Origin of the sequence: Helicobacter sp. NHP22-001, from assembly GCF_030270165.1 — a bacterium.
In the GTDB taxonomy this organism is placed as follows: domain Bacteria; phylum Campylobacterota; class Campylobacteria; order Campylobacterales; family Helicobacteraceae; genus Helicobacter; species Helicobacter gastrofelis.
The window spans coordinates 378,533-401,550 of sequence record NZ_BSWS01000001.1 but is presented as its reverse complement, the minus strand read 5'-3'; the positions used below and the strand labels follow the sequence as shown (position 1 = coordinate 401,550).

General features: G+C 48.5%; 23 protein-coding genes and 1 tRNA gene. 18 read left to right on the top strand and 6 right to left on the bottom strand.

Annotated elements, in window-relative coordinates; translation table 11 throughout:
* Positions 1 to 6: 6 nt before the first annotated feature.
* The 6 genes from QSJ47_RS02110 to QSJ47_RS02085 all read left to right on the top strand — a co-directional run bounded on the left by QSJ47_RS02110 (position 7) and on the right by QSJ47_RS02085 (position 4,740).
* Positions 7 to 630: an HP0838 family lipoprotein gene (locus QSJ47_RS02110; RefSeq protein ID WP_260321618.1), complete on the top strand. Its 624-nt coding sequence runs from the start codon at positions 7 to 9 to the stop codon at positions 628 to 630.
* Positions 631 to 639: 9 nt separating this feature from the next.
* Positions 640 to 2,358 carry an OmpP1/FadL family transporter gene (locus tag QSJ47_RS02105; RefSeq protein WP_285602265.1) on the top strand — a complete coding sequence of 573 codons (1,719 nt, stop codon included), beginning with the start codon at positions 640 to 642 and terminating at the stop codon, positions 2,356 to 2,358.
* Positions 2,359 to 2,424: 66 nt separating this feature from the next.
* The gene (locus tag QSJ47_RS02100) at positions 2,425 to 2,595 is read left to right on the top strand and encodes a hypothetical protein (protein ID WP_221272070.1); all 171 of its coding nucleotides are present in this window, start codon (positions 2,425 to 2,427) and stop codon (positions 2,593 to 2,595) included.
* 148 nt (positions 2,596 to 2,743) lie between these two features.
* On the top strand, positions 2,744 to 3,535 hold the full coding sequence (locus tag QSJ47_RS02095; RefSeq protein WP_285602264.1) for a phosphatidate cytidylyltransferase: 792 nt from the start codon (positions 2,744 to 2,746) through the stop codon (positions 3,533 to 3,535).
* Positions 3,532 to 4,629 (top strand): 1-deoxy-D-xylulose-5-phosphate reductoisomerase, encoded by a 1,098-nt coding sequence (gene dxr / locus QSJ47_RS02090; RefSeq protein ID WP_221272068.1) that lies wholly within the window; start codon positions 3,532 to 3,534, stop codon positions 4,627 to 4,629. Before QSJ47_RS02095 ends, dxr begins: the two co-directional genes overlap by 4 nt.
* Before the next feature lie 33 nt (positions 4,630 to 4,662).
* A tRNA-Pro gene (locus QSJ47_RS02085) sits at positions 4,663 to 4,740 on the top strand.
* Positions 4,741 to 4,837: 97 nt separating this feature from the next.
* Here the strand turns inward: QSJ47_RS02085 and QSJ47_RS02080 are convergent.
* From QSJ47_RS02080 to QSJ47_RS02065, 4 genes are all read right to left on the bottom strand, one after another.
* Complete coding sequence (locus QSJ47_RS02080) at positions 4,838 to 5,044, bottom strand: hypothetical protein (RefSeq protein ID WP_221272067.1); 207 nt, start codon at positions 5,042 to 5,044, stop codon at positions 4,838 to 4,840.
* 151 nt (positions 5,045 to 5,195) lie between these two features.
* Positions 5,196 to 5,330, bottom strand: coding sequence for a hypothetical protein (locus QSJ47_RS02075; RefSeq protein ID WP_260321617.1), 135 nt, complete (start codon positions 5,328 to 5,330; stop codon positions 5,196 to 5,198).
* A 238-nt stretch (positions 5,331 to 5,568) separates the two neighbouring features.
* Entirely contained in the window at positions 5,569 to 5,751 is a 183-nt protein-coding gene (locus QSJ47_RS02070; protein ID WP_285602263.1) for a hypothetical protein, read from the bottom strand.
* Positions 5,727 to 6,602, bottom strand: coding sequence for a class 1 fructose-bisphosphatase (locus tag QSJ47_RS02065; protein ID WP_285602262.1), 876 nt, complete (start codon positions 6,600 to 6,602; stop codon positions 5,727 to 5,729). The genes QSJ47_RS02070 and QSJ47_RS02065 overlap by 25 nt, the downstream gene beginning before the upstream one ends.
* 37 nt (positions 6,603 to 6,639) lie before the next feature.
* Here QSJ47_RS02065 and QSJ47_RS02060 point away from each other — a divergent pair, with 37 nt between their 5' ends.
* From QSJ47_RS02060 to QSJ47_RS02045, 4 genes are read left to right on the top strand one after another with little or no spacing between them, the layout of a single operon-like run.
* Entirely contained in the window at positions 6,640 to 7,419 is a 780-nt protein-coding gene (locus QSJ47_RS02060) for a LamB/YcsF family protein (protein ID WP_053825801.1), read from the top strand.
* Between the two features lie 25 nt (positions 7,420 to 7,444).
* Positions 7,445 to 8,581 carry an NRAMP family divalent metal transporter gene (locus QSJ47_RS02055; RefSeq protein WP_285602261.1) on the top strand — a complete coding sequence of 379 codons (1,137 nt, stop codon included), beginning with the start codon at positions 7,445 to 7,447 and terminating at the stop codon, positions 8,579 to 8,581.
* Between the two features lies 1 nt (position 8,582).
* Positions 8,583 to 9,290, top strand: coding sequence for a 5-oxoprolinase subunit PxpB (gene pxpB / locus QSJ47_RS02050; protein WP_221272064.1), 708 nt, complete (start codon positions 8,583 to 8,585; stop codon positions 9,288 to 9,290).
* Positions 9,283 to 10,221 (top strand): 5-oxoprolinase subunit C family protein, encoded by a 939-nt coding sequence (locus tag QSJ47_RS02045; RefSeq protein ID WP_285602260.1) that lies wholly within the window; start codon positions 9,283 to 9,285, stop codon positions 10,219 to 10,221. The genes pxpB and QSJ47_RS02045 overlap by 8 nt, the downstream gene beginning before the upstream one ends.
* On the opposite strand, the gene gpmI is transcribed toward QSJ47_RS02045, so the two are convergent.
* Positions 10,213 to 11,682: a 2,3-bisphosphoglycerate-independent phosphoglycerate mutase gene (gene gpmI, locus QSJ47_RS02040; protein WP_285602259.1), complete on the bottom strand. Its 1,470-nt coding sequence runs from the start codon at positions 11,680 to 11,682 to the stop codon at positions 10,213 to 10,215. The two genes, QSJ47_RS02045 and gpmI, sit on opposite strands and share 9 nt — an antisense overlap.
* Positions 11,683 to 12,465, bottom strand: coding sequence for a hypothetical protein (locus QSJ47_RS02035; RefSeq protein ID WP_285602258.1), 783 nt, complete (start codon positions 12,463 to 12,465; stop codon positions 11,683 to 11,685).
* Positions 12,466 to 12,674: 209 nt separating this feature from the next.
* On the opposite strand from QSJ47_RS02035, the gene glyS reads away from it, so the two are divergent.
* Genes glyS through QSJ47_RS01995 form a run of 8 tightly spaced genes read left to right on the top strand, consistent with a single transcriptional unit; the run spans position 12,675 to position 23,018 of the window.
* A complete protein-coding gene (gene glyS, locus QSJ47_RS02030) occupies positions 12,675 to 14,735 on the top strand; it encodes a glycine--tRNA ligase subunit beta (RefSeq protein ID WP_285602257.1) in 2,061 nt (686 codons plus the stop codon).
* Between the two features lie 2 nt (positions 14,736 to 14,737).
* Positions 14,738 to 15,997 carry a TolC family protein gene (locus QSJ47_RS02025; RefSeq protein ID WP_285602256.1) on the top strand — a complete coding sequence of 420 codons (1,260 nt, stop codon included), beginning with the start codon at positions 14,738 to 14,740 and terminating at the stop codon, positions 15,995 to 15,997.
* A complete protein-coding gene (locus QSJ47_RS02020; protein ID WP_285602255.1) occupies positions 15,994 to 17,058 on the top strand; it encodes an efflux RND transporter periplasmic adaptor subunit in 1,065 nt (354 codons plus the stop codon). The genes QSJ47_RS02025 and QSJ47_RS02020 overlap by 4 nt, the downstream gene beginning before the upstream one ends.
* Positions 17,058 to 20,120 (top strand): efflux RND transporter permease subunit, encoded by a 3,063-nt coding sequence (locus QSJ47_RS02015; protein ID WP_285602360.1) that lies wholly within the window; start codon positions 17,058 to 17,060, stop codon positions 20,118 to 20,120. Before QSJ47_RS02020 ends, QSJ47_RS02015 begins: the two co-directional genes overlap by 1 nt.
* On the top strand, positions 20,120 to 20,410 hold the full coding sequence (locus QSJ47_RS02010) for a DUF3240 family protein (RefSeq protein WP_285602254.1): 291 nt from the start codon (positions 20,120 to 20,122) through the stop codon (positions 20,408 to 20,410). The genes QSJ47_RS02015 and QSJ47_RS02010 overlap by 1 nt, the downstream gene beginning before the upstream one ends.
* A 35-nt stretch (positions 20,411 to 20,445) precedes the next feature.
* Positions 20,446 to 21,378, top strand: coding sequence for an NAD(P)H-dependent glycerol-3-phosphate dehydrogenase (locus QSJ47_RS02005; protein WP_285602253.1), 933 nt, complete (start codon positions 20,446 to 20,448; stop codon positions 21,376 to 21,378).
* Positions 21,379 to 21,388: 10 nt separating this feature from the next.
* Complete coding sequence (gene glyQ / locus QSJ47_RS02000) at positions 21,389 to 22,270, top strand: glycine--tRNA ligase subunit alpha (RefSeq protein WP_285602252.1); 882 nt, start codon at positions 21,389 to 21,391, stop codon at positions 22,268 to 22,270.
* Positions 22,263 to 23,018 (top strand): Nif3-like dinuclear metal center hexameric protein, encoded by a 756-nt coding sequence (locus tag QSJ47_RS01995; RefSeq protein ID WP_285602251.1) that lies wholly within the window; start codon positions 22,263 to 22,265, stop codon positions 23,016 to 23,018. Before glyQ ends, QSJ47_RS01995 begins: the two co-directional genes overlap by 8 nt.

Here is a 23,018-nt window from a genome sequence, read left to right as displayed (position 1 = left end):
TAGATTTTGCGCTGGGGTGCTTTGTGGGGGCGGTTGTTAGCCATTGGGTTTCTTGGCTTTCTTGTGAGTGCTTGCCACCACCAACCCAAACCTAAAAAACCCCATAGGTCTCATAAGTCCCATAAACCTCATAAGCCCCATAAAAAACTTTTCATTAAAAAGAGTTATGCCCAGCGCGAAAGAGAACAAGAAGCCAAGATCAAGCAAGAGTTAGAAAAATTCAAGCTCATTTACATCTACACGCCTGTATTGCGTTTTTATGACTACGGCACAATCGGGCGCACCAAAGAGGGGGATTTGGAGTTGGTGCTCTACAAACTCAGCCACCGTTTTGGCGACATTGTCATCAAAAAAAACTACATCTGTTTTTCGGGCACTTGCACGGCGAAGTGGAGCGCAGCTAGGGATATGTTTGGCAAGGTGAGCTATGGCGACCTTTTTGACGACATAGTCCTAGGGCGGGATATTTTTCAAGGCATCGGCAAGCAGATCGCCCCCAATGGCACGCTCATCCAACGCTTTGTGGAAAACGGGCAACTCATCTACTACGAGCGCACCTTTGGAAAAATCTTGTTCCAAAACATGACCACCGGCACGGCCGTGGTGATCGAGCAATACCACCCACAGTAGGGAGCTTGTTTGCGTTTACGCTTTTTATGCCCTCTTTTACCGGTGTCTTTGGTGGCAAATGGATTTCAAATCTCCGAACAAAGCCTCAATGGCACGGCTTTAGGCTCGGCGTATGTCGCCGGGGCTAGGGGGGCAGACGCGAGCTATTACAACCCAGCAAACATGGGCTTTGCCAACGATTGGGGGGAGAATCGTAGCGAATTTGAAGTAACCAGCACGGTCATTAATATCCCCGCTTTTAAGTTTATGGTGCCTAGCAGCAACCAAGGTTTATATTCCATCACAAGCCTTAAAATGGGGGGTCCGGAAAACTATGAGGGTATCATCAACATTTTGGGGGCTGGAGGGGTCGCCAAGTCAGCTGCTGACACGCTCATCAATGGGGGTTGGAAAGCCCTAAATGAATTTATCGGTAATCTAGAAAACCTCACTAAACAAAAAGTCTATACGGTGGCTTCCATGCCAAGCAACCAAGTGGTGCCCGGCTGGACAGGCACGACAAATTTTATCCTGCCTAAATTTTTTTATAAAAGCCGCACACACAATGGTTTCACCTTTGGGGGGAGCTTTACCGCCCCCTCAGGGCTTGGCATGAAGTGGCACGGACCCGGGGGCGAGTTCTTGCGCGATGTTTTTATCATGATGGTCGAGCTTGCCCCCAGCATCAGCTACACCATTAAAAACCGCTTTTCTGTGGGCGTGGCGGGGCGCGGGCTTTATGCCACGGGCAGTTTTAACAACACTGTGTATGTGCCCTTACACGGCGCATCTGTGCTTAAGGGTAGCCAAATTGTGGGTTTGCCTAACAATGTCTTTAGCCAGCAAGTGCCCGCTAGCATGCGCAATAAGCTTGCTAGCATTGGCTACCAACCTGCTATGGCTTGCACGGCTGAGATGAACCAAAATTCCCCCACCTGCGAGGCTTATTACTATGGGCTTAAGCAAATCATGGAAGATAGTGGGCTCACACAAGCCGACTCTAATCTCTATGGGACTTCTCAGGTCGTGCAACAGAGCAATGGCAGTGCGTGGAGCGGGGGCTATAGGGCAGCGGCGAGCATGCGCGTGTTTGACAATGGCATGTTCTCTGTGGTCTATAACAGCAGCGTTACCTTTAACATGTACGGGAATTTGACCGCCCTCACCGAGCTAGGTCCAAGTTTAGGGAATGTGCTCACACGGGGGTATTTAAACATCAATGTGTCCTTGCCCGAAATGATCGACATCGCCTACGCCCACGAGTTTTTTAAGCACCATTTGCGCCTTGAGGGGGTGTATCGGCGCACTTTTTGGTCGCAGGGCAATAAATTCTTAGTCACCCCCGACTTTGCCAATGCGAGTTATCAGGGCATCGGGGGCACCGTGCAATATCTAAATTCAGCCACCCTCAAAAAAATGGTCGGCTTGGCAGATTTTAGTGGGGTGATGAACATGGGGGCGGGCTGGCGCGACACCAACACCTTTAGGTTAGGGGCGACTTATATGGGGCGATCTTTGCGCCTTATGGGGGCGTTTAGTTACGACCAAGCCCCTAGCCCCCAAGAGGCGATTGGCATTCCCGACTCCAATGGCTACACCATCGCCTTTGGGGCGAAATACAACTTTAGGGGCTTTGACATCGGCTGGGGGGGGACTTTCACCTTTAAAAGCAACCGCAACAGCTACTACCAATCTAACGATTTAGGACAATTGCGTATTTTCTCCGCATCTTTAGGCTACCGCTGGTAGTTTTAAACAAACTACAAGTCCTTTTACTCTACAATGAAAATTTTATTTTATTTTTCAAGGATTGCTATGTCGCAGCCGAGTATCAGCCGCTACATCCCTTGGATAGGGTTTATGGGTGGTTTTGTGTTAGCGATGTCTGCCCATTTGGAGAGCATACAGCAGAGTCTAAATGCGCCCAAGCTAGACATTGCAGAGTTGCCTTTTGTTGCCGCCATTGTGTTTTTAATGGGCGTGTGATAGATGCGTGGGCGATTTAAGCTTGTTACCACCACTCTCAACACCACGACAGCGGTCGTGCTTCTAGCTATGGTTAAAGTGGGTTTTTGGGTTTTGATCGGTGCTTTTGATTATGTCTTGGTTTTACTTTTGTGTGCTAAGGATTGCCATGAAGCTTAAATCAAAATTTTTAGGGGAAAAGGCGCGTTACATCACAGGGGCGGTCTTACTTCTTTTAGCCATTGTGGTGCTTTCTTTAAACTCTATGTGGGTGTTTTGGGCAGTGCTTGGGATCGCCTATTTAATTGGGGGGCATGAGGCTCTACAAATTTACCAAAAAATTTATGGTTCTACGCCTAGTGTGTGGCACTATGTAGGCTTAATTTTTGTGTGGTTTTTAGTCTATTTAACCCCCCCCGTTGAAAGCGTGTTCTTTGTGGGCATGTTCATAATCGGGTATTTGGCTTATCGGGCTTTAGATGTGAGCCATGCCTTAGTCTTTCTTTACCCCACATTACCCTTTGTCTACATTTTGGCTTTGTTTAAAGGATTTGGGGTAATGGCGGTGGTGTGGCTCGTGGTGGTGGTGGTATCAACCGATGTAGGGGCGTATTTTGGCGGCCGGCTTTTTGGCAATACCCCCCTAAGCCCCTCTTCTCCTAAAAAGACTTTTGAGGGGGCGTTCATTGGGTTCATGTTGGCTAGTGTGGTGGGGGGACTAGTGGGGCTAAAGTATATGGGTTTTCTCTACGCTTTTGTTGCAAGTGCCATCATGGCAATCAGTGCGATTTGGGGCGACCTATATGAAAGCTCCTTAAAAAGGCGAGCCAACATCAAAGACAGCGGGAATATTTTACCCGGGCATGGGGGGGTGTTGGACCGCTTGGATGCCATGTTTTTTGCTGCTGTGAGTTTGCACTTTTTGCTGCACACCAAGGCAACCCTAGAAGTGTCTTTATGATCATTTTAGGTAGCACAGGCTCAGTAGGGCGACAAGCTCTAGAAGTGGCGCAATTTTTTAACTTGCCCATAGAGGCGTTAAGTGCGGGGCGCAATGTGGAATTATTAAATGCCCAAATCGCTACACATAAGCCCAAAAAAATCGCTATCTTAGATGAAAAAGACTACCCTCACCTAAAAGCCCCCACGGGCACAGAAGTCTTTATCGGGGCAGAGGGGATTGCCCAAATGGTGGTGAGTTCTAAAAGTGAACTCGTGTTGAATGCTCTTGTAGGCTTTGGGGGGCTTGAGCCTAGTCTATGCGCTGTGAGGGCAGGTAAAACTTTAGCTTTAGCCAATAAAGAATCGTTGGTAGTGGGTGGGTGGCTCTTAAAGGACGCACAAATTTTGCCCATTGACAGCGAACACTTTGCCCTCCACTCTTTGCTTAAAAACACGCCAAAAGAATGCATAGATGCTTTATTTTTAACCGCTAGTGGAGGGGCTTTGCGCGACACTCCCCTAGAGCAAATCGCACACCAAAGCCTTAGCGAAGTGCTTAAACATCCCAACTGGCAAATGGGAATAGACATCACAATCAACTCTGCAAGCATGATCAATAAACTTTTTGAGGTCTTAGAAGCATATTGGCTCTTTGGAGGACTCAAAGTGGAGGCATGCATTGAGCGCAGCTCTTGTGTGCATGCGCTTGTGCGCTTTAAAGACCAAAGCTGGCACGCCCAACTTAGTCAGCCAGACATGCGCCTACCCATTATCCATGCTTTAAGCCCCAAAAATGCTCTAAATGCCCCTATGAAACCCTTAGATTTATTTAACACTTCGCTAAACTTTGAACCCATCGATTTGATCAGGTATCCCCTTTGGGGCTTTAAAAATTTGTTATTACAACAGCCAAAACTAGGTGTTGTGCTGAATGCCAGCAATGAAGAAGCTCTAAAAGCCTTTAAAACGGGGGGCATTTCTTTTGGCAAAATGAGGACATTGGTGGCACAAAGTTTAGAGCACTTTAAAGACAATCTACCCCCCTTAGAGAGTTTAGAGCAAATCAAATCTTTGGATTTGCAAGTGCGAAACTTTGTGCGAAACTTAAGTTAAAGTTAATCTTGTTTGGATAGAATTAGCCCTTTACGGAGTATGGCGCAGTCTGATTAGCGCGCACCCTTGGGGTGGGTGAGGTCGTGGGTTTGAATCCCGCTACTCCGACCATTTTTCCTTCATAGACCCGTTTAAGATGTTTTTTAGCTATTCTTTATATGTATCAGTTTGTAAGGTTTATAATGCCTTTAACCCGGCTTGCATTGCCTTACTTTTTCCCTCTAATGAGAGGTCTTTCGTAGTTGATGTCATCGTCTTGGTCTTGCTGTGCACCTTGCTGTGCACTTTGTGTAGGGGCTTTTTTCGCTGTGGTAGATTTGCTAGGTGCTGCGCTTTTGGTGGGGGTGCTTTGGCTTGTGCAAGCTGTCATTAAAAGAGCGGTGCAAAAGGTAGCATACAAAATATGTTTTTTCATGATCTTTTCCTTTATCAATTTTAAACCCGCCATTATAGCACGCTTTTAGCCAAAGCCCTACCATTTGACTAGTTAGCAAATTATAAGTGTGGCAACTTTTTATACCGATATGTTTTTTATGAATCCTTCCACATTGGCTTGGAGTTCTCGTTTACTCCGGGGCATTAGGTTTTTGACATAGGAAGCCTACGAGTTGCTCCACGAACTGCCCGCAAGCACCAACCCCTAAAAAGCCCACCTGCATTTTGTATTTGTCAATGAAGTTAAAAAGGTAGTCTGCCCCCACTTACAGCCCGCATTGAGGCTAAAGCATGCATATTGCTCATCCCCGAGGTGTAACCGCTCAAGGCAAAAGGCCACGCCTCATTGGCATACACCTCCCAGAAATGGTGGTTTTTACTAAGGTGTATTGCAAACCGCCCGACACATACACGCCATTTCTCTTAGCCAACGCCACGCTAGCCAAAGCACACAACACCCCATACCAAGCCCGAACCTCTTCATAAACATCAAAAATCCTTTAACTAAAAATCAAAATTACCCTGCTGGCCTTTGTTCATGCTTGCATACACGCTGGCAACATAAGCTTTTCTATCCGCACACTCTAAAGTCAAGCTGCAACGCAAGCAAGAGCCCACGCCCTTACGCTCTTGGCAAGCCTGCACCTTTTGTTTCCATTCATCTAGTTTTTGTTCAAACGCATCCACTGCTTTAGTGCCTCCATTTCCTTTTTTGAGCCTAGAAAACACGGGCTTTTGTCGTGCAGGCTGTTTAAGGGGGCGTTTAAGATATTTTGCATGCCATCAAAACTAAGGCCTCCCGCCTTTTCTACGACAAAGGCTAGGGGATAGACCTCAAAGAGTTTACGCAACTTGCCTAGGGGAGCATCTGTAGTGGCTGGGTAGCAAAAGAGCCCCCCCTCTTTGCTGAGTAAGTGGTGTATGTCGGCAACCATGCTCCCGCTGTAACGCAGACGGTAGCCCTGCTTGAAAAACGACATTAAAAATTCCACGTAATCAGGGCTAAAGTGCTGCCAGCTGCCCCCTGGGGCAATGTTCTTGCCCTTGTCTTTCAACTCAAAGCATTTCTTGCTATGCCACGCGTGGCTACCTTCATCAAAAACCTCATGCACCACACCCTGTGTGCTTGCCACCACCAACTCTAACTTCGCCCCATACAGAATATACGCCCCCATTTGGATATGGTGTGCCATATTTGGCTCAGCAAAACCCAAAGCAGGGCGATCATACACCCCAAAAATGCTCCCCACTAGAAAATTTGCCCCCACCACGCTAGAGCCATCGAGCGGATCAAAGGCGATTAAAAAATCTCCCTGCTCTTTATACTGCGCCTCTTGCCTCTCCTCACTCATCACGCCCCCTATGCTTGGCACTTGCATCAGGGCATCAAAAATGAGTTGATCCACCGCCACATCCACGGCAAGCTGTAGATCCGCTGTGGGGTTTTTATGGGCAGTGTAATGGGTATCGCCCTGCTTGATTGCCTGATACACTTTGGGGGCGAGGGCTTGCAGAGCCTGCACAATCGGGGTTAGCATTTTCTTGTCCTTTAGAATTTCGTGTTATCATTCTAACATGGATTGCGTGGATTTAAACAGCGACATGGGCGAGGGCTTTGGGGTGTACCGCTTGGGCGATGACACCGCCATCATGGAGTTTGTCAGCAGCGTAAATTTGGCTTGTGGCTGGCATGCGAGCGACCCGTTGATCATGCAAGAAATGGTGGGTCTTGCTCAAAAATCAAACCTAGGGCTGGGCGCACACCCGGGTTATCCTGACTTACTAGGCTTTGGGCGGCGCCATTTGAATATCAGTCCTAAAGAAGCTAGGGTTTATACCCTCTATCAAGTGGGCGCACTCTTTGCCTTTGCCAAAGCACAGAAAACCCCCTTGCAACATGTCAAATTGCACGGGAGTTTTTATAACCAAGCCGCCTATGATCTCAAACTCGCTTTGGAGGTGCTTAAGGGGATCAGAGACTTTGACCCCCATTTAATTGTGCTCGCGCCCAGCCTTAGCCCTATGGCAAAGTTGGGGCAGGACATGGGTTTAAAAATCGCTGAAGAAGTCTTTGCCGACAGGCACTACTTAGACGATGGGCGGCTGGTGCCAAGAGACCACCCAAAAGCCTTTGTCAGTGATTTAAACGAAGCCCTAATGCGCGTGGTTTGCATGGCAAAAGAGCGCAAGGTGCAAACCATCAGCGGCAAGAGCATAGACATCGTGGCTGACTCCATTTGCGTACATGGTGACAATCCCCAAGCGGTGTGGCTAGCCATGCAAATCAGAGAAGTTTTGCTAAAAAACGGGGTAGCCATCAAACCTCTAGGAGAGTTCATAAGGGGGACGCATTAGCCACTTACTCGGAGCAGCTTTTTTAATGGCGACCTCAGCGGTGGGCCCGGGCTTTCTTACCCAAAGCGCGCAATTTACCCAGGAGCTCAAAAGTGCTTTTGCCTGCGCGATCCTCATCGCCACCCTAGCCTCTTTGATCGCCCAGCTCAATGTGTGGCGGGTGCTTGCAGTAGCCAATCAAAGGGGGCAAGAGATTGCCAGCACCCTAGTGCCCGGGCTTGGGGCATTTTTGGCTTTCTTAATTTGTCTAGGAGGCTTGGTTTTTAACATTGGCAATGTGGGCGGGGTGGCGTTGGGCTTGCAGGTATTGGTCGGACTGAATTTAAAAAGTGGGGCTGGGCTTGGGGCGTGTTTAGCCATTTTTGTGTTTCTCTTCAAGCGGGCGATGCTTTTCATGGATAAAATGACGCAAATTTTAGGGGTGTTGATGGTGGCACTGATGGCTTTTGTCGCCCTGCACGCCAAAGCCCCCCTAGCGCAAGTCCTCAAAGAGAGCCTACACCCGAGCCACTTTTCTATGGTGGCGGTGTTGACTTTAATCGGGGGCACCGTGGGGGGGTACATCATTTTCTCGGGCGGGCATCGGCTTTTGGATGCTGGGGTCTGTGGTGCTCATCGCCTAAAAGAAGTGGATTTAGCCGCTTATTTGGGCATCTTTGTGGCAACTTTAGTGAGGGGGCTGTTGTTCTTGGTGATTTTAGGGGTGGTTGAGAGGGGAGTAGTGCTAAATCCTGCCAATCCCGCTCTTAGTGCCTTTGAGTCCTTTGGGGGGTGGGGACGGGTGGTTTTTGGCGTGGTGTTTTTAGCCGCAAGCCTCACCTCCATTGTGGGCGCGGCTTACACGAGTGTGTCGTTTTTAAAGAACTTAAGCTGGGTGAGGCGGCAGGAGAACACTTGGGTGGTGGGCTTTATCGGTGTGTCGGCTCTCATCTTTTTGGGCATAGGCAAACCCGCCACGCTCCTAATCGCCGCTGGGGCACTCAATGGGCTGATTTTGCCCCTAACTCTAGCCCTCATGCTCATCGCCGCCAAGAGCCCTAAAATCGTGGGCACTTACAAGCACCCCCCCATCTTAAACGTGCTGGGCTGGGTGGTGGTGGGCTTTAGTGGCTATTGGGGGCTGCTCTCTTTAAAACCGCTCTTCAAACTCTTTGGGGCTTAAAGTGGAGTTTAAACCCTGCGCTGAGGATGCTTTGTTGATCACCTTGGGCGATCTGATTGAACCTAGCCTCAATGCCAAGGTGCGCTTGTTGTGTGAAAAATTAAAGGTGCAAAGGTTACAAGGGGTGCTAGAGATTGTGCCCGCCTATGCCTCGTTGCTTGTGGTGTATGACCCCTTCATTTGCTCTTATACCCACTTGGTGGAGCAGGTGCAAGCCTTGAGCCTAGAGCTCTCTACACAAGAGGAGCAAGAGGTGTATTTGGTGGAAGTGCCCGCCTGCTATGAGCTAGGGCTGGATTTACAAAGCGTGGCAGAACAAACGGGTTTAAGCGTGGCGCAGGTGATAGAAAGGCACAGCGGGCGGGATTACTTGGTGTATTGTTTGGGTTTTTTGCCCGGCTTTGTTTATTTGGGTGGGCTAGACCCTGCGCTCAAACTGCCCCGCCTTGCCACGCCTAGATTAGAAGTGGCTGCGGGCTCCATTGGCATTGCCAACGAACAAACGGGCATTTACCCCATCGCTAGCCCGGCCGGCTGGCATATCCTCGCTAAAACCCCCATCAGTCTTTATCAGCCCAACAACGAACCCCCCGTCTCTATTTTTGCCGGCGATTATGTCCGCTACAAGCCCATTAGTCTCAAAGAGTTTCAAAATAGCCCACACACCCTAAAGCGCACCCTTGTGCCAAAGGATAGCCTGCATGCCTAGTGTGCGGGTGTTAAAAGCGGGGCTAAGCACCACTATCCAAGACTTGGGGCGGGTGGGCTATCTTGCACTAGGTATCCCTATAAGCGGGGCGATGGATCCCTTTAGCGCATGTGTGGCAAATTGGTTAGTGGGCAATGCCAAAGAGCAAGCCCTTTTAGAAATGACCTACACGGGCGACACCCTAGAGTTTTTAAAGCCCATGCAAATTGCCCTTACTGGGGCAAATTTAAGTCCTAAACTCAATGGGGCGCAGATTTCTAATTGGGAGTCTTATGCCGTGCAAGCAGGCGATATTTTAGAATTTGGCCAGCTTGTGAGTGGGGCTAGGGCGTATTTGGCTTTGAGCGGGGGGGTGCAAGTGCCCCTAGTGCAGGGTAGCAGAGCAACTTACATACGCGCGAAAATCGGGGGCTTTTTGGGGCGCACACTGCAAAAGGGCGATGAGATATTTACACTCCCAAGCCCTCCGCAACAAAAACGCTTGTTACCAAAGAAGCACCGCCCCCTTTATACCAAAGAAACGAGCCTGCCCGCCCTCTTAGGCACAGAGGCGCACTATTTTAGTCTGCAGAGTGTGCGCCGCTTTTTCCACTCCACCTACACGATCACAAAAAGAGCCGATCGCATGGGCATTTGTTTAGAGGGAATAGCCCTCGAGCGGCGTTTGTTAAAAGAGCTGGTGTCTAACCCCCTGGTTCTGGGCAGCGTGCAAGTGCCAAGCAGCGGGCAGCCCATCGTTTTAATGGCAGATAGGCAAACCTTGGGGGGCTATCCAAAAATTGCCACCCTACTTAAAGAAAGCGTGGTTGCCCTAGCCCAAATGCTGCCCGGGCACAAGGTGCATTTCATCCCCATCAAATTAGAGCAGGCGCAAGAGAGATACAAGACCTTTTATAAAAACCTCTCTCACTTGCAAGAGATTTTAAAATAAGGGCGCGTCCATGGTGCTAGGGATTTCTAAGCCCATCAGTTTCAACACGCTGGCGGCGACATTGTTTAAGCCACCGTTTTTCAGGCGTTTGACCCCATGCCCCATCACAAAACAATAGACCTCATAGGTGGTGTGGTTGGTGAGCACCTGCTCGCCTTCTTGCATGTGTTCGCAGTTGCCATGGTCGCTGGTGAGCACGAGGGCATAATCGAGCTCTTTAGCTAGTTGCACAATTTGCCCTAGGGCTTTATCCACCACCTCCACGGCTAAAACCGCCGCTTTAAAATTGCCTGTGTGCCCCACCATGTCTCCATTGGCAAAATTGACGATGATTAAATCCTTGCCCTTTTGCATGTGTTCGCAGACGGCATTAGCCACGCCAAAGGCACTCATCTCAGGACAGAGGTCGTAGGTTTTAACCTTGGGGCTTTCGATCAAAATCCGCTCTTCGTTTTTAAAAGGCTCTTCCACCCCACCATTGATAAAAAAGCTCACATGGGCGTATTTCTCGGTTTCGGCAATGTGCGCTTGGCTTAGCCCCGCATCTGCCACCACTTGGGCTAAAGTGTGGGTGATGTTGGGTTTTTCAAAGAGCACGGGGTAGGTAAAGTCGGGGCTGTAGCTTGTCATTGTGGCGATGTAAAGCTCTGGAGGGGCTTTAAAGCCCTCTAGTTCCTCACTCCCCCCCAAAGCTTGGGCTAATTGGCGCATGCGATCGCTTCTAAAGTTAATGCAAACCACCCCCTCGCCATCAAACATGCCCGTGTAGGTGGCAAAGCTAGCCGGCTCGATGAATTCGTCAGTGATCCCTCGAAAATACATTTCTTTAATGTAGCGATCGGGACCAAAGTCTGTTTTATTGGCGGCGTGCACGATGCAGTTATAAGCCTTTAGCAGCCGCTCGTAGCGTTTGTCGCGATCCATAGCAAAGAAACGCCCCGATAGGCTAGCGATGCGGATGTTTTCGCTACAAATGGAAGTGATGTGTTCTAAATAGCCCAATGCGCTTTGGGGCAGAGTGTCGCGCCCATCGGTGATTAAGTGCAACCACACCTTTTTGCCTAGCCTTTCTAAGAGTAATGCCATGCTGGTGAAGTGCTGGATGTGCGCATGCACCCCCCCATCACTCATCAATCCAACAACATGCACCACTTTGGCGTGATCAGTTACGCTCTTTAAGGCGGGGTTGTCCTCAATGTCCCCTGCTGCAAATGCCTTAGAAATGCGCACCAAGTCCTGGTAGAGCACCCGCCCCGCCCCCATGCACATGTGCCCCACCTCCGAGTTGCCCATTTGCCCTTCGGGTAGCCCTACACTGAGGCCATGCGTTTTGAGCAGGCTATGGGGAACATGCTCAAAGAGCCAATCGTAGGTGGGCTTTTTGGCCGCCATAAAGGCATTGCCTTCAGGGTTGGGGTTGTGCCCGATCCCATCCGTGATGATTAGGAGGGTCTTTTGCATTTAAAACACCGGCGATTCTTGCATCAAGATGATTTTATTGGCATCCTTGCTGTTTTTAGGCGTTTTGCCCGTGTGGGTTTTATCCCTAGGTTCGGTGTATTTAGGTGCGCTCTGGTGCGCTCTGGTGGTTGGTTTTAGCTTGTGGTGGGGGTGGGGGTTGTAGTGCTTTTTGGGGGTGTTGTGGGGCTTTGGGGTAGGAGCGATTTGGGGTTCGGGTTGCATTTGCGCCACCTCCTTGCTCGCATGTGCATATTTTGTATACTCGGTGGTTTGTAGAGGTGCAGCTCGGATTTCATCCACGCTCTCTTCTAAGGTGGGCATCATGCCTTGCAAGGTTTTGATTTTGGCGACGATGTCTTGGTAATACTCATCGGCAATTTGGTCAATGCGTTCGTTTTTTTGCCAGCGCAAACCCTTGTAGTAGGACTTGATCATGTCCTTTAAATCCCCCTTATGGATACGCTTCCAACTAATCAAGGTGTCTAGGGCAACTCTAGAGGCGAAGTTTTTATCTTTAATGAGCAAATCCCCATACACGCTTTGCATAAAACGGGTGTCGCGCTCGTTGTAAAGCTTAAGCACATCGGGAATATAGGCATGGTAAATGCCTGCACTCGGGTCGCTAAAATCCACCCGATACATGCCCGCGCAAGACTCTTTCCACGCAATGGCGGCTAACTCGTAGCCCAAATTATCTTTAAAACCGTAGCGGTAGGCATACACCAAAATGCGTTTTTGCGCAAGGCTAAATTTATGCGGATCCACACACTCAGCCAAAGACACCTTCTTTTTTACCTGATCTGCGATCAGGGCGTTAGGCAAAAAAAGACAAGCTAACAAGGCTAACGAAAAAAAACGGACCCTTTTTAAAACCGCTCGGCACACGCATTGCATAACAAACCTCTTAAGAGTTTTTCATTGTGATTTTGCTATAATTGTAGCAGAAGTAACCCTTGAACACCATAAAAACCACCTTTCACATAGGAGTCTACTTGGACCAAGCCCTCCTTGTTGAAATCTTGTTAGAAGAGTTGCCCGCTAAGCCCCTTTTGCAAGAATTCCCCCACATGCTAGACAAATGGCAAACCCTTTTAAGCGCACACGACTTAAGCACCGATACCAGGTTGCACTACACCCCCACAAGGCTTGTGTTGCATGCCCCAAATTTCCCCACCCACACGCCCACAAGCACACAAGAGTTTTTCGGTCCGCCTGTGGCTGTGGGTGTAACAGACAATGCCCTAAACGCCATAGGGCAAGGCTTTTACACAAAATTGAACTTGGAAGTGCCTCGTATGTGGCAAACAGCCACAAAAAATAATAAAGAAGTTTTATACGCTTGCATGCAAATTGCGCCCAAGCCCACAACTCCCCTCCTAGACAGCCTCATTTTAAACTTCTTGCAAGCCCTAGACTTTGGCAAAAGCATGGCGTGGGGGGAGGTCAAAGCCCGCTTTATCCGCCCCGTGCATAATATTTGCGTGCTTTTTGGCAGTGATGAAGTCCCCTTGCCCCTTTGCCAAGAAACCTTTTTATGCACCACAAAGCGCGCCACAAAATTGCACTTCTCCAAAGGCTTTGGCTGGCATGAAACCCCTAACATAGACGCTTATTTTGACACCTTAGAACAAGGTAAAGTCATTTTAGACCCCAAAGCTCGAGAAGTGAAAATCTTAAACGAAATCCACGCCCTAGAACAAGAGCATGGGTTTAAGGTGCAAGTGGATAGCGATTTGCTCGCCGAAGTCGTGGCGATCACAAGCTACCCCACCGCCCTTTATAGCAAATTTGACCCCACATTTTTAAGCCTACCCCCTGAAATCACCACCACCTCCATGCAAGAGCACCAACGCTACTTTGCCATTTTTAAAGAGGGGGCTTTGCATGCCGGTTTTATCGTAGTCGGCAACACGCCCTTAGACAACCCTACCGACTTTAAAGAGATTGTGACGGGCAATGAGAAGGTGCTCAAAGCGCGTCTTAGCGATGCCATGTTTTTTTATGAAAACGACCTGAAAAGCCCCTTTAGCCCCCAAAATACAAACTTAGAACAAATCGCCTTTGTGCAAGGCTTGGGCACACTCGCTAACAAAGTCCAAAGGGAGCAAACGATCGGGCAAGCCCTCGCACAAAAATACGCCCCAAATTTACAAGAAGACTTAAAAGAAGCCTTGAGTTTGTCTAAGCTCGACCTGCTTAGCGAAGTGGTCTATGAGTTCCCCGAATTACAAGGGATCATGGGGGGCTATTACGCCAAAGCTAAGGGACATAAAGAAGCCATCAGCACAGCGATTAAAGAGCAATACCTCCCTAGTAGCGAAAACGCCCCTTTGCCCTCTAGTCTTTTGGGGGCGTTGGTGTCTTTAAGCCACAAATTCGATAGCCTCTTAGCCCTTTTTAGCGTGGGGAAAATCCCCACGGGTTCTAAAGACCCCTTTGCTTTGCGCCGGGCGTGCAATGGCATTTTACGCATTTGTTTGCATTTCAATTTGCCTCTTGATTTGCAAATAGACACCCAAGAGCTGGCTAAAAATTATCAAAGTTTTAACACCGCCCTTTTAAGGGATTTTGCGCTAGAACGCCTAAGCCACATTTTAGAGAACATCCCCGGTTATAGCCTAAATATTTATAAGGCCGTGCTCTCAGGCATCGCCCAAAGCCAAGGGGCTTATGAAGTCTGCCAAATCGCCCAAAAGGTTCAAGCTTTAGCCACTTTCTTAGAAACTACGCAAACTAGGGAATTTGTGGCGGTGTTTAAAAGGGTGGCAAACATCACACAAAATTATAAGCCAGATTTAGAGCCCAGCCCAAAACTCTTTAAAGACCCTAGCGAACACGCCCTTTACAACGCTTTTTATGCTTTGCAAGCTAGAAAGTTCAAGGATTATTTAGAGCAACTACACGCCCTGTTTGCGCTTAAAGAGCCTTTGGAAGTGTTTTTTGACAATGTGCTTGTCAATGACCCCGATTTGGCTGTGCAGAACAACCGCAAAAGCCTACTAGGGGCGATTTATCGGGCATTTTTAGGCATTGCGGAAGCCAAAGAATTGTAGGCATGCGCTTAGCTTTGTTGTTGTGGGGGTTGTGGCTCGCAGCTTTAAGTGGGCGCAGTTTCACTTTAGCCGAGTTTTTTAAGCGGGTGGAGCGCAACTCTATGGAGCTCATCCAAAAAAAGGCAACTTTTATCAGCCTCTTAGAAGAGCAAAAATCCACCAATGCGTGGGACTTTCCTTACATCTCCAATGAAACCTCTATGGTGCGCAACTACCAAGGTATTGCAGAAGCCCAACCCCGCACGGTTTTAATGATCACGCCAAAGTTGCCGTGGGTTAGCCGTCTCTTAGCGCGCAGTTTATCCATTAAGAATGTGCAATACCGCAAGAGCTATGAACTCAGCCGTAATTTAGCTTTCATTGGGGCAAAAAGGCTGTATCTTAACTACATTTTAAACATCGAAAAACACAACATTTACGCTAGACGCGAACAAATCTTCCACTCCCAACTCGATGCGGCAAAAGCAAAAGTCGCCGCGGGGAGCATGTCTAAAAAAGACTACATCAACTTTAAAAACTCTTATTTGGAGTCCAAACTCGCTAAAATCAATATGGAAACGCTCATCATTAACCAAGAGCGCACCTTAAACACCATGCTTGCCATCGTCGATCCGATCGGGCAGAACGCCCGTTTTTCTAGCTTTGTGGATCAAGAGCACCAAATTAAAATCCCTGAGTTGAAGTTTGAGTATGTGCATTTGGGCGAACAGGCGCTAGAAAGGGTTTTACAGCACTCTTTATATGTGCAAGTGTTGGATCTGACCGCCAAGGACTACCGTGTCAATGCGAATTTAGCTAATCGGGATGTTTTTCATAATTTTGAATTTGGTTTGGGGACAGAAAGCTATAACTCAGCCACCAATTTGTCGATGGAATTTTACATCCCCCTACCCATAACGCCCAAAAATATCCATTTGAAGCGCAAGTTTATGGCGTTGGAAAACGGCGCACGGGCGCAAAACGAAGTGATGAAGCGCAACATCCACATCAACGCCAACGCCTATTTAGACCAATTACAAACCAAAGAACGCTACATTAAAATCCAAATCGATGCGATCGACAATAAGGCAAAACTCATGGAAATGGGACGGGTTGCCTACGAGGCGCAAAAAATCGGGCTCTTTGAATATCTTTTTTACCAAAATGCCTACATGGACGCACTGATTGCTCTAGCTGAGGCGCGGATTGAATATGTCAACATCACCGCTCTTTTGGAGGAAACTTTGGGCCAAACCCTCACACGCATAGGGAGCGTGTATTGAGATTACTCATTGCTCTTTTGTGCTTTTATGTGTTGCAAGCCTATGAAGAGATTTCTCTAACCCCTAAGCAAATTGAAAGTCTGGGGCTTAAGGTGGTGTCTTTGGATCAAAAATTTGCCACGCGCGGTCTGCCCTTCAGTGCCGCCATCGATTTTAATAACCTCAACCTCAAACACACCGTGATCCAAAGCCTAAGCTTCAACGCCACAGTCGTGGCGATTTACAAAAACGAGGGCGAGTTCGTGCATAGGGGCGATCTCATCTGCGAGATCAGCTCCATTGATTTGAGCAACCTTTACTTTGAGTTGCAAAACAACCAAAACAAATTAAAGGTCGCTTTAGATGTCAGCACTAAAGACCACGAACTTTACAAGCAGGGTGTGATCGCCAAGAGGGAATACCAAAACAGCTTTTTAATCAGCGAAGAGATGAGCCTTAAGGTGCGCCAACTCGAAACGACCTTTGCCAATTTTGGCATCGATCCTAAAGACCCTTTAGGGCTATATGGGTTTCGCATTATTGCGCGCAACAGCGGGATTCTCTCCATCGCCCCCAAAGTCTTAGGCGAAAAGATACTGCCTTTCACGACCTACATCCGCATTTCAGAGAATAACGACCTCATCGCCCGCATAAAACTCCCCGTGAGCTTGTCGCGCTACATCAAGCGCGGGTCGCAGGTGTTCGACCAAATGGGCAACGCCATTGGTAAAATCCAAAGCATATCCGTTGTGCTAGACAAAAGCTCCAACACCATTTTGGCCACCGCCCGCATCGAGGCAGGCAATTTCCATGTGGGCGAGATGATCGATGTCTACATTGAGGGGGCAAAACCCAAAAATTCGCTTTTTATCCCCTCCAGTGCCGTCATTAAAAACGACCAAGATTATTTGATTTTCGTGCGCACAAAAAAGGGTTTCATGCCCACTGCAGTGCGGGTCATTGAAGAGCGCAACCATGTCTTTGTCATCAGCAGTAAAAACATCAACCCGCATGCCAAAGTCGCCACGGGGGCTTTGGTGAGCTTAAAGGGCATTGTCAATAACTTAGGGGACGACGATTGATGCTAGCCTCTCTCATTGAATTTGCCCTAAGACAGCGTGTGGTTGTGCTCATTTGTGCCTTTTTGCTCTTGCTCTTTGGGCTTTACAGCTTTTTTACCACCCCCATAGATGCCTTTCCCGACATGTCTCCTACGCAGGTAAAGATCGTGTTAAAACTGCCGGGCAGTTCGCCCGAAGAGATGGAAAACAATGTCGTCCGCCCTTTGGAGTTAGAGTTGCTAGGGTTAAAGGGGGAGAAGTCTTTAAGGAGCACTTCTAAGTATTCCGTGTGCGACATCACGATCGACTTTGACGACAACATGGACATTTATTTAGCCCGTAACATTGTGAATGAAAAACTTTCCTTAGTGTTGCCCGACTTGCCCCCCGATTTAGAAGGGGGGATGGAGCCCATTGTAACCCCCCTATCTGACATCTTAATGTTTACGATCGATGGCAATTTGGACGACATTGACAAAAGGCAGTTATTAGACTTTCTCATCAAGCCCATGCTGCGCACGATCCCCGGGATTGCCGATGTCAATTCCATCGGGGGCTTTAGCCGCGCTTTCGTGGTCGTACCCGATTTTAACGACATGGCAAGGCTTGGCATTTCTATCAGCGATTTAGAAAACACCTTGCAGGCGAATTTAAGCAATAGCGGGGCGGGGCGGGTCGATAGAGATGGGGAAACCTATTTAGTCAAAATCCAAACCATCGCCCTAACCCCTGAGGAGATTGGCGACATCACCATCTCCACCAAGAAGGGCTTTTTACACATTAGGGACTTTGCAAGAGTGGTCGTGTCTTCGCGCACAAGGCTAGGCTTTGTGACGAAAAACGGGATCGATGAAACCACAGAGGGACTCGTGCTTTCGCTCAAAGGGGCAAACTCCAGCACGATCATTAAAGCCGTGCGTGAAAAACTCGACAATGAAATCAAGCCCTTACTGCCTGCCGGCGTGCACACGCACATCTTTTACGACAGATCCGAATTTACAAAAAAAGCCATCAGCACCGTTACAAAAACCTTGATTGAAGCCATTGTGCTCATCATCATCACGCTTTTTTTATTCTTGGGTAATTTTAGGGCGAGTATTGCGGTGGGTGTGATTTTGCCCTTGAGTTTAAGCGTGGCGTTCATTTTAATCAAGCTCAACCACATGACTTTAAATTTAATGAGCCTAGGCGGGCTCATCATCGCCATAGGCATGCTCATCGACTCGGCGGTGGTGGTGGTGGAAAACGCCTTTGAGAAGTTAAGCACCCACACAAGCACCACGAAACTCCACACCATTTACCGCTCCTCTAAAGAGATTGCCGTGTCCGTGGTGAGCGGGGTCATCATCATCATCGTGTTCTTTGTGCCCATCATGTCCTTAGAGGGCATTGAGGGCAAAATGTTTGTGCCGCTAGCCACTAGCATTGTGTTTGCGCTCTTGGGGACTTTGGTTTTAGCCATCACTGTGGTTCCGGTGATTAGCTCTATGGTGCTTAAAGTGCAGGCGCACAAAGAAACCCCACTCACGCGCTTTTTTTATTGGCTTTACACGCCCACTTTGCAATTTGCCCTCAAAAATCCCAAAACCATGCTCATCGGGGCGCTTATTTTTTTAGTATCTAGTCTGTCTCTTTTCCCCTTTGTAGGCAAGACCTTTATGCCAAACTTAGATGAGGGCAGTAGTGTTTTAAGTGTGCACACGGTGCCCTCCATCTCACTCGACCAATCTAAGGATTTGGTTTTACGCATTGAAAAGACCATTAAAGAGCGTGTTAAAGAGGTGAAAATGATTGTGGCGCGCACGGGCTCAGACGAGCTAGGGCTTGATCTAGACGGGCTCAACCACACCGACATGTTTATCTCTTACATCCCCAAAGAGCAGTGGAGTGTGAAAACAAAACAGGAACTCCTGGATAAGATTTTGGCGAGTTTAAAGGACTACAAAGGCATTAACTTTGCTTTCACCCAGCCCATTGAAATGCGCGTTTCGGAGATGCTCACGGGCGTGCGAGGGGACTTGGCAATTAAAATCTTTGGCAACGACATCGAAAAATTAAACGAGCTGAGTGCGCAGATTGTGGAGGTGGTGAAGGGCATTAAGGGCTCGGATGAGGTTTTCACCACTTTAAATAAGGGCGTGAATTATCTGTATGTCACGCCAGATAGGGACTCTATGGCAAATGTAGGTATCACTAGCGATGAGTTTGCTAAGTTTTTGAAATCCGCCCTAGAGGGCATCGTTGTGGAGTACATCCCCACGGGCATTTCACGCACCCCGGTCATCATCCGCCAAAACAAGGACATCGCCTCGAATGCCACTTTATTAAAAAGCCTTGAGATGACTTCTAATAGAGGTTTTGCCGTGCCGATCACTTCTATTGCGAACATTACAGAAGTTGATGGTCCCGTGGCGATTGTGCGCGAAAACAGCAAGAGGGTGAGCGTGGTTCGAAGCAATGTCGTGGGGCGGGACTTGGGCGGTTTCGTGCAAGAGGCGCGCCAAAAGATCGCTGAAAAGGTGCAACTGCCCCCAAACTACTACATCACCTACGGCGGGCAGTTTGAAAACCAAGAGCGGGCAAACAAACGCCTAGCCACCGTGATCCCCTTAAGCATTTTAGTGATTTTCTTTATTTTATTTTTCACCTTTAAAAGCGTGCCTTTATCGCTACTCATTTTATTAAATGTCCCCTTTGCGATCACAGGCGGACTTATTGCCCTTTTTGCCAGCCATGAATACATCTCAGTGCCTGCCAGCGTGGGTTTCATCGCGCTCTTTGGGATTGCAGTGTTAAATGGTGTGGTGATGGTAGGCTATTTTAGAGAGCTACTAAGGCAAGGTAAGAGCATAGAAGAGGTTGTGTTTGAGGGGGCTAAAAGGCGTTTGCGCCCCGTGTTAATGACCGCGTGCATTGCCGGGCTAGGCTTAATCCCCTTGTTGCTCTCCCATGGCGTGGGCTCAGAAGTGCAAAAGCCCTTAGCGATCGTGGTTTTAGGCGGACTTGCCACTTCGAGCATTTTAACGCTCCTGCTCTTGCCCCCGATGTTCATGCTTTTAGCGAAAAAATTAAAAGTGGTGTGATGGTTTTAGTGGAGATTTATGCGGACTTGGCGATCAAGGATATGATCGTGGATCACTTGTTCGCCCACGGGCATGAGGATTTTTACTTTGGGGAGTGTTTTGCCTACGCCACTTCTACGCTGTTAAAAAGTGAAAAAGAGCAGGTGAGCGGACGCAAGGACTATGGGCTGTTTAAACTCTACCTAGAAGAAGAGCGGGCGCAAATTTTAGCTAGGCAAATGCAAGCCTTGAGTAAAGAGGCGACTTTGTATTTAATCCCCCTTGGGGCAATCTCCACACCCCTAGCTTAGAACATGCTAGAATAGGCATTTTTGAAAGGATGGCTATGCGAGTTGCGGTTTTTGGCGGAGGGGCATGGGGACGGGCTTTAGCCTTTGCTTTGGGACACAAAAACTCCATCAAGATCGTTTCAAGACAGGATTTAACCCCCCTACTCATGCCCTTAAACAAAGACCTAGTGCTAAAGGAGCACGAGCCCATCACGCAATGCGTGTTACAAGAGGCGTTAGAGGCGGATTTATTTGTCATTGCCATCAGCGTACAGCATTTGAGGGCGTGGTTTGAAAGGGCAAAACTGCCCCCCCACTCTCGGGTGTTGATCGCCGCTAAGGGGGTTGAGATTGGGGGGCATTTTGTGAGCCAAATTGTGGGGGCGTTTTTAAAAAGCGAAAACATTTGCTACCTTGCCGGCCCTAGCTTTGCTAAGGAGATTGTGGCGAGTTTGCCCTGTGCTTTAGCGATACACTCCAACAATGCCACGCTGGCTAGTGCCTATGCTAGCTGTTTGCCCACCTTCATCCGCTCTTACATCCACGAGGACATTAGGGGAGCTGAGATCGCCGGGGCATATAAAAATGTGATCGCTATCGCCGCTGGGGTGTGCGATGGGCTGGAGTTAGGGCAGGGGGCTAAGGCGAGTTTGCTCTCAAGGGGGCTTGTGGAAATGAGCCGTTTTGGGGCACATTTTGGGGGCAAAATGGAAACTTTTTTAGGCTTGTCTGGGGCGGGGGATTTGTTTTTAACCGCCAATTCTGTGCTTTCACGCAATTACCGCGTAGGGCTAGGCATCGCCGCTTGCAAGCCCTTAGCCACGATTATAGAAGAGTTGCAAGAAGTCGCTGAGGGGATCAAAACCACCAAAGCGATCGTGCAAATCGCCACAAGGGAGAGTATCCACGCCCCCATTGCTAAAGAATTAGACCTGCTTTTAGAGGGCAAGAACCCCCTAGAGAGCATGACCGCCTTAATCAAACGCTAAGGATAACGCCGTGCTGACCTTTTCAAATATTTTATTGAAATTGCAAGAGTTTTGGGCGAAACAGGGTTGCACCCTTTTACAGCCCTATGACATCCCGGCAGGGGCGGGGACCTTCCACCCCGCCACCTTGCTAAGGAGTTTAGACTCCACCCCGTGGAGCGTGGCCTATGTCGCCCCTTCACGCCGTCCCACAGACGGGCGTTATGGCGAGAACCCTAACCGCTTAGGCAGTTACTACCAATTTCAAGTCTTAATCAAGCCAAGCCCCTTAAATATCCAAGAGCTGTATTTACAAAGTTTGCAGGCTCTAGGCATTGACTTTAGTAAGCACGACATCCGCTTTGTGGAGGACAACTGGGAGTCGCCCACTTTGGGGGCGTGGGGGCTAGGCTGGGAGGTGTGGCTTGATGGCATGGAGATCACGCAATTTACCTACTTTCAGCAAGTGGGCTCGATTGCTTGCAGCCCCACGCCTATAGAAATCACCTATGGCGTGGAGCGTTTAGCAACCTACATTCAGCAAGTCAATTCGGTGCTGGACATTGTATGGACGCTAAGGGATAACAAGCCCGTGTATTACAAAGAGGTGCATTTGGAGGGCGAATATGAGTTTAGCCATTACCACTTCAACCACGCCAATTTAGACTTTTTGCAAGCTAGCTTTGAAAACAACCAAGCCGAAGCCAAGCGTTGCTTAGAGCAAAACCTGCCCCTAGTGGCTTACGACTTTGTGATGCTCTCTAGCCATTTTTTTAATGTACTAGACGCTAGAAAGGCGTTGTCTGTGGCTAAACGCCAAGAGTGCATTTTAAAAATTAGAGAGCTTGCCAAAGCCTGTGCCTTGTTATACAAAGAGCAAGAGCCAGAGAGGTTAGCCCGCCTAAATGCTTAAGTTAAACGAACTTCTTGCCTTTTTAGACCAGCTAAGCCCCTTTGCTTTGCAAGAGAGTTGGGATAATGGGGGGCTGAATTTAGGCAGTTTGCATGCTGCGTATGAAAACATCGCCATCGCCCTAGAGCTCACTTTAGAGTTAGTGCAAGAGTTGCCCCCTAAAAGCGTGGTGCTCACTCACCACCCCCTATTTTTTAGACCCTTTAAAAACTTCAACCCCAGCCTTTACCCGGCTAACATCGCCACCTTGTTGTTACAAAAATCTTGTGCCCTTGTAGCCCTACACACGAATTTTGACAAGACCCATTTAAACCCCTACTTTGCCAAAACTCTAGGCTTTAGCCACACCAAAGAGGAGGGCATGGCATTAGTGGCTGAAATTACCCCCATAAGCCTAGAGGACTTAGCCACAAAGGTACAAGAGCGTTTAAACCTGCCCTATGTGCGTCTAGCAGACGCTAAAACCAAAATTAAGCGTGTGGCTGTGGTGTGTGGGGCGGGCTGTGGGGTTTTACACGAGCTTAAAGAGCCCCCTAGCAATCTTTGCCTCATCACGGGCGACATCAAGCACCACGATGCCATGCAGGCTCTCAGTGTGGGGGTTTCGCTCTTAGAAGTCCCCCATTATGAGAGCGAAAAGTTTTTTGTACCCTTGCTGAAAGACTTGCTAGAGCCCTACATTTTGCAATCTCAAGTAAAGTGTGTTAGACTACTCGATTGTAAAAATCCATTTATACTTAAGGTTTGA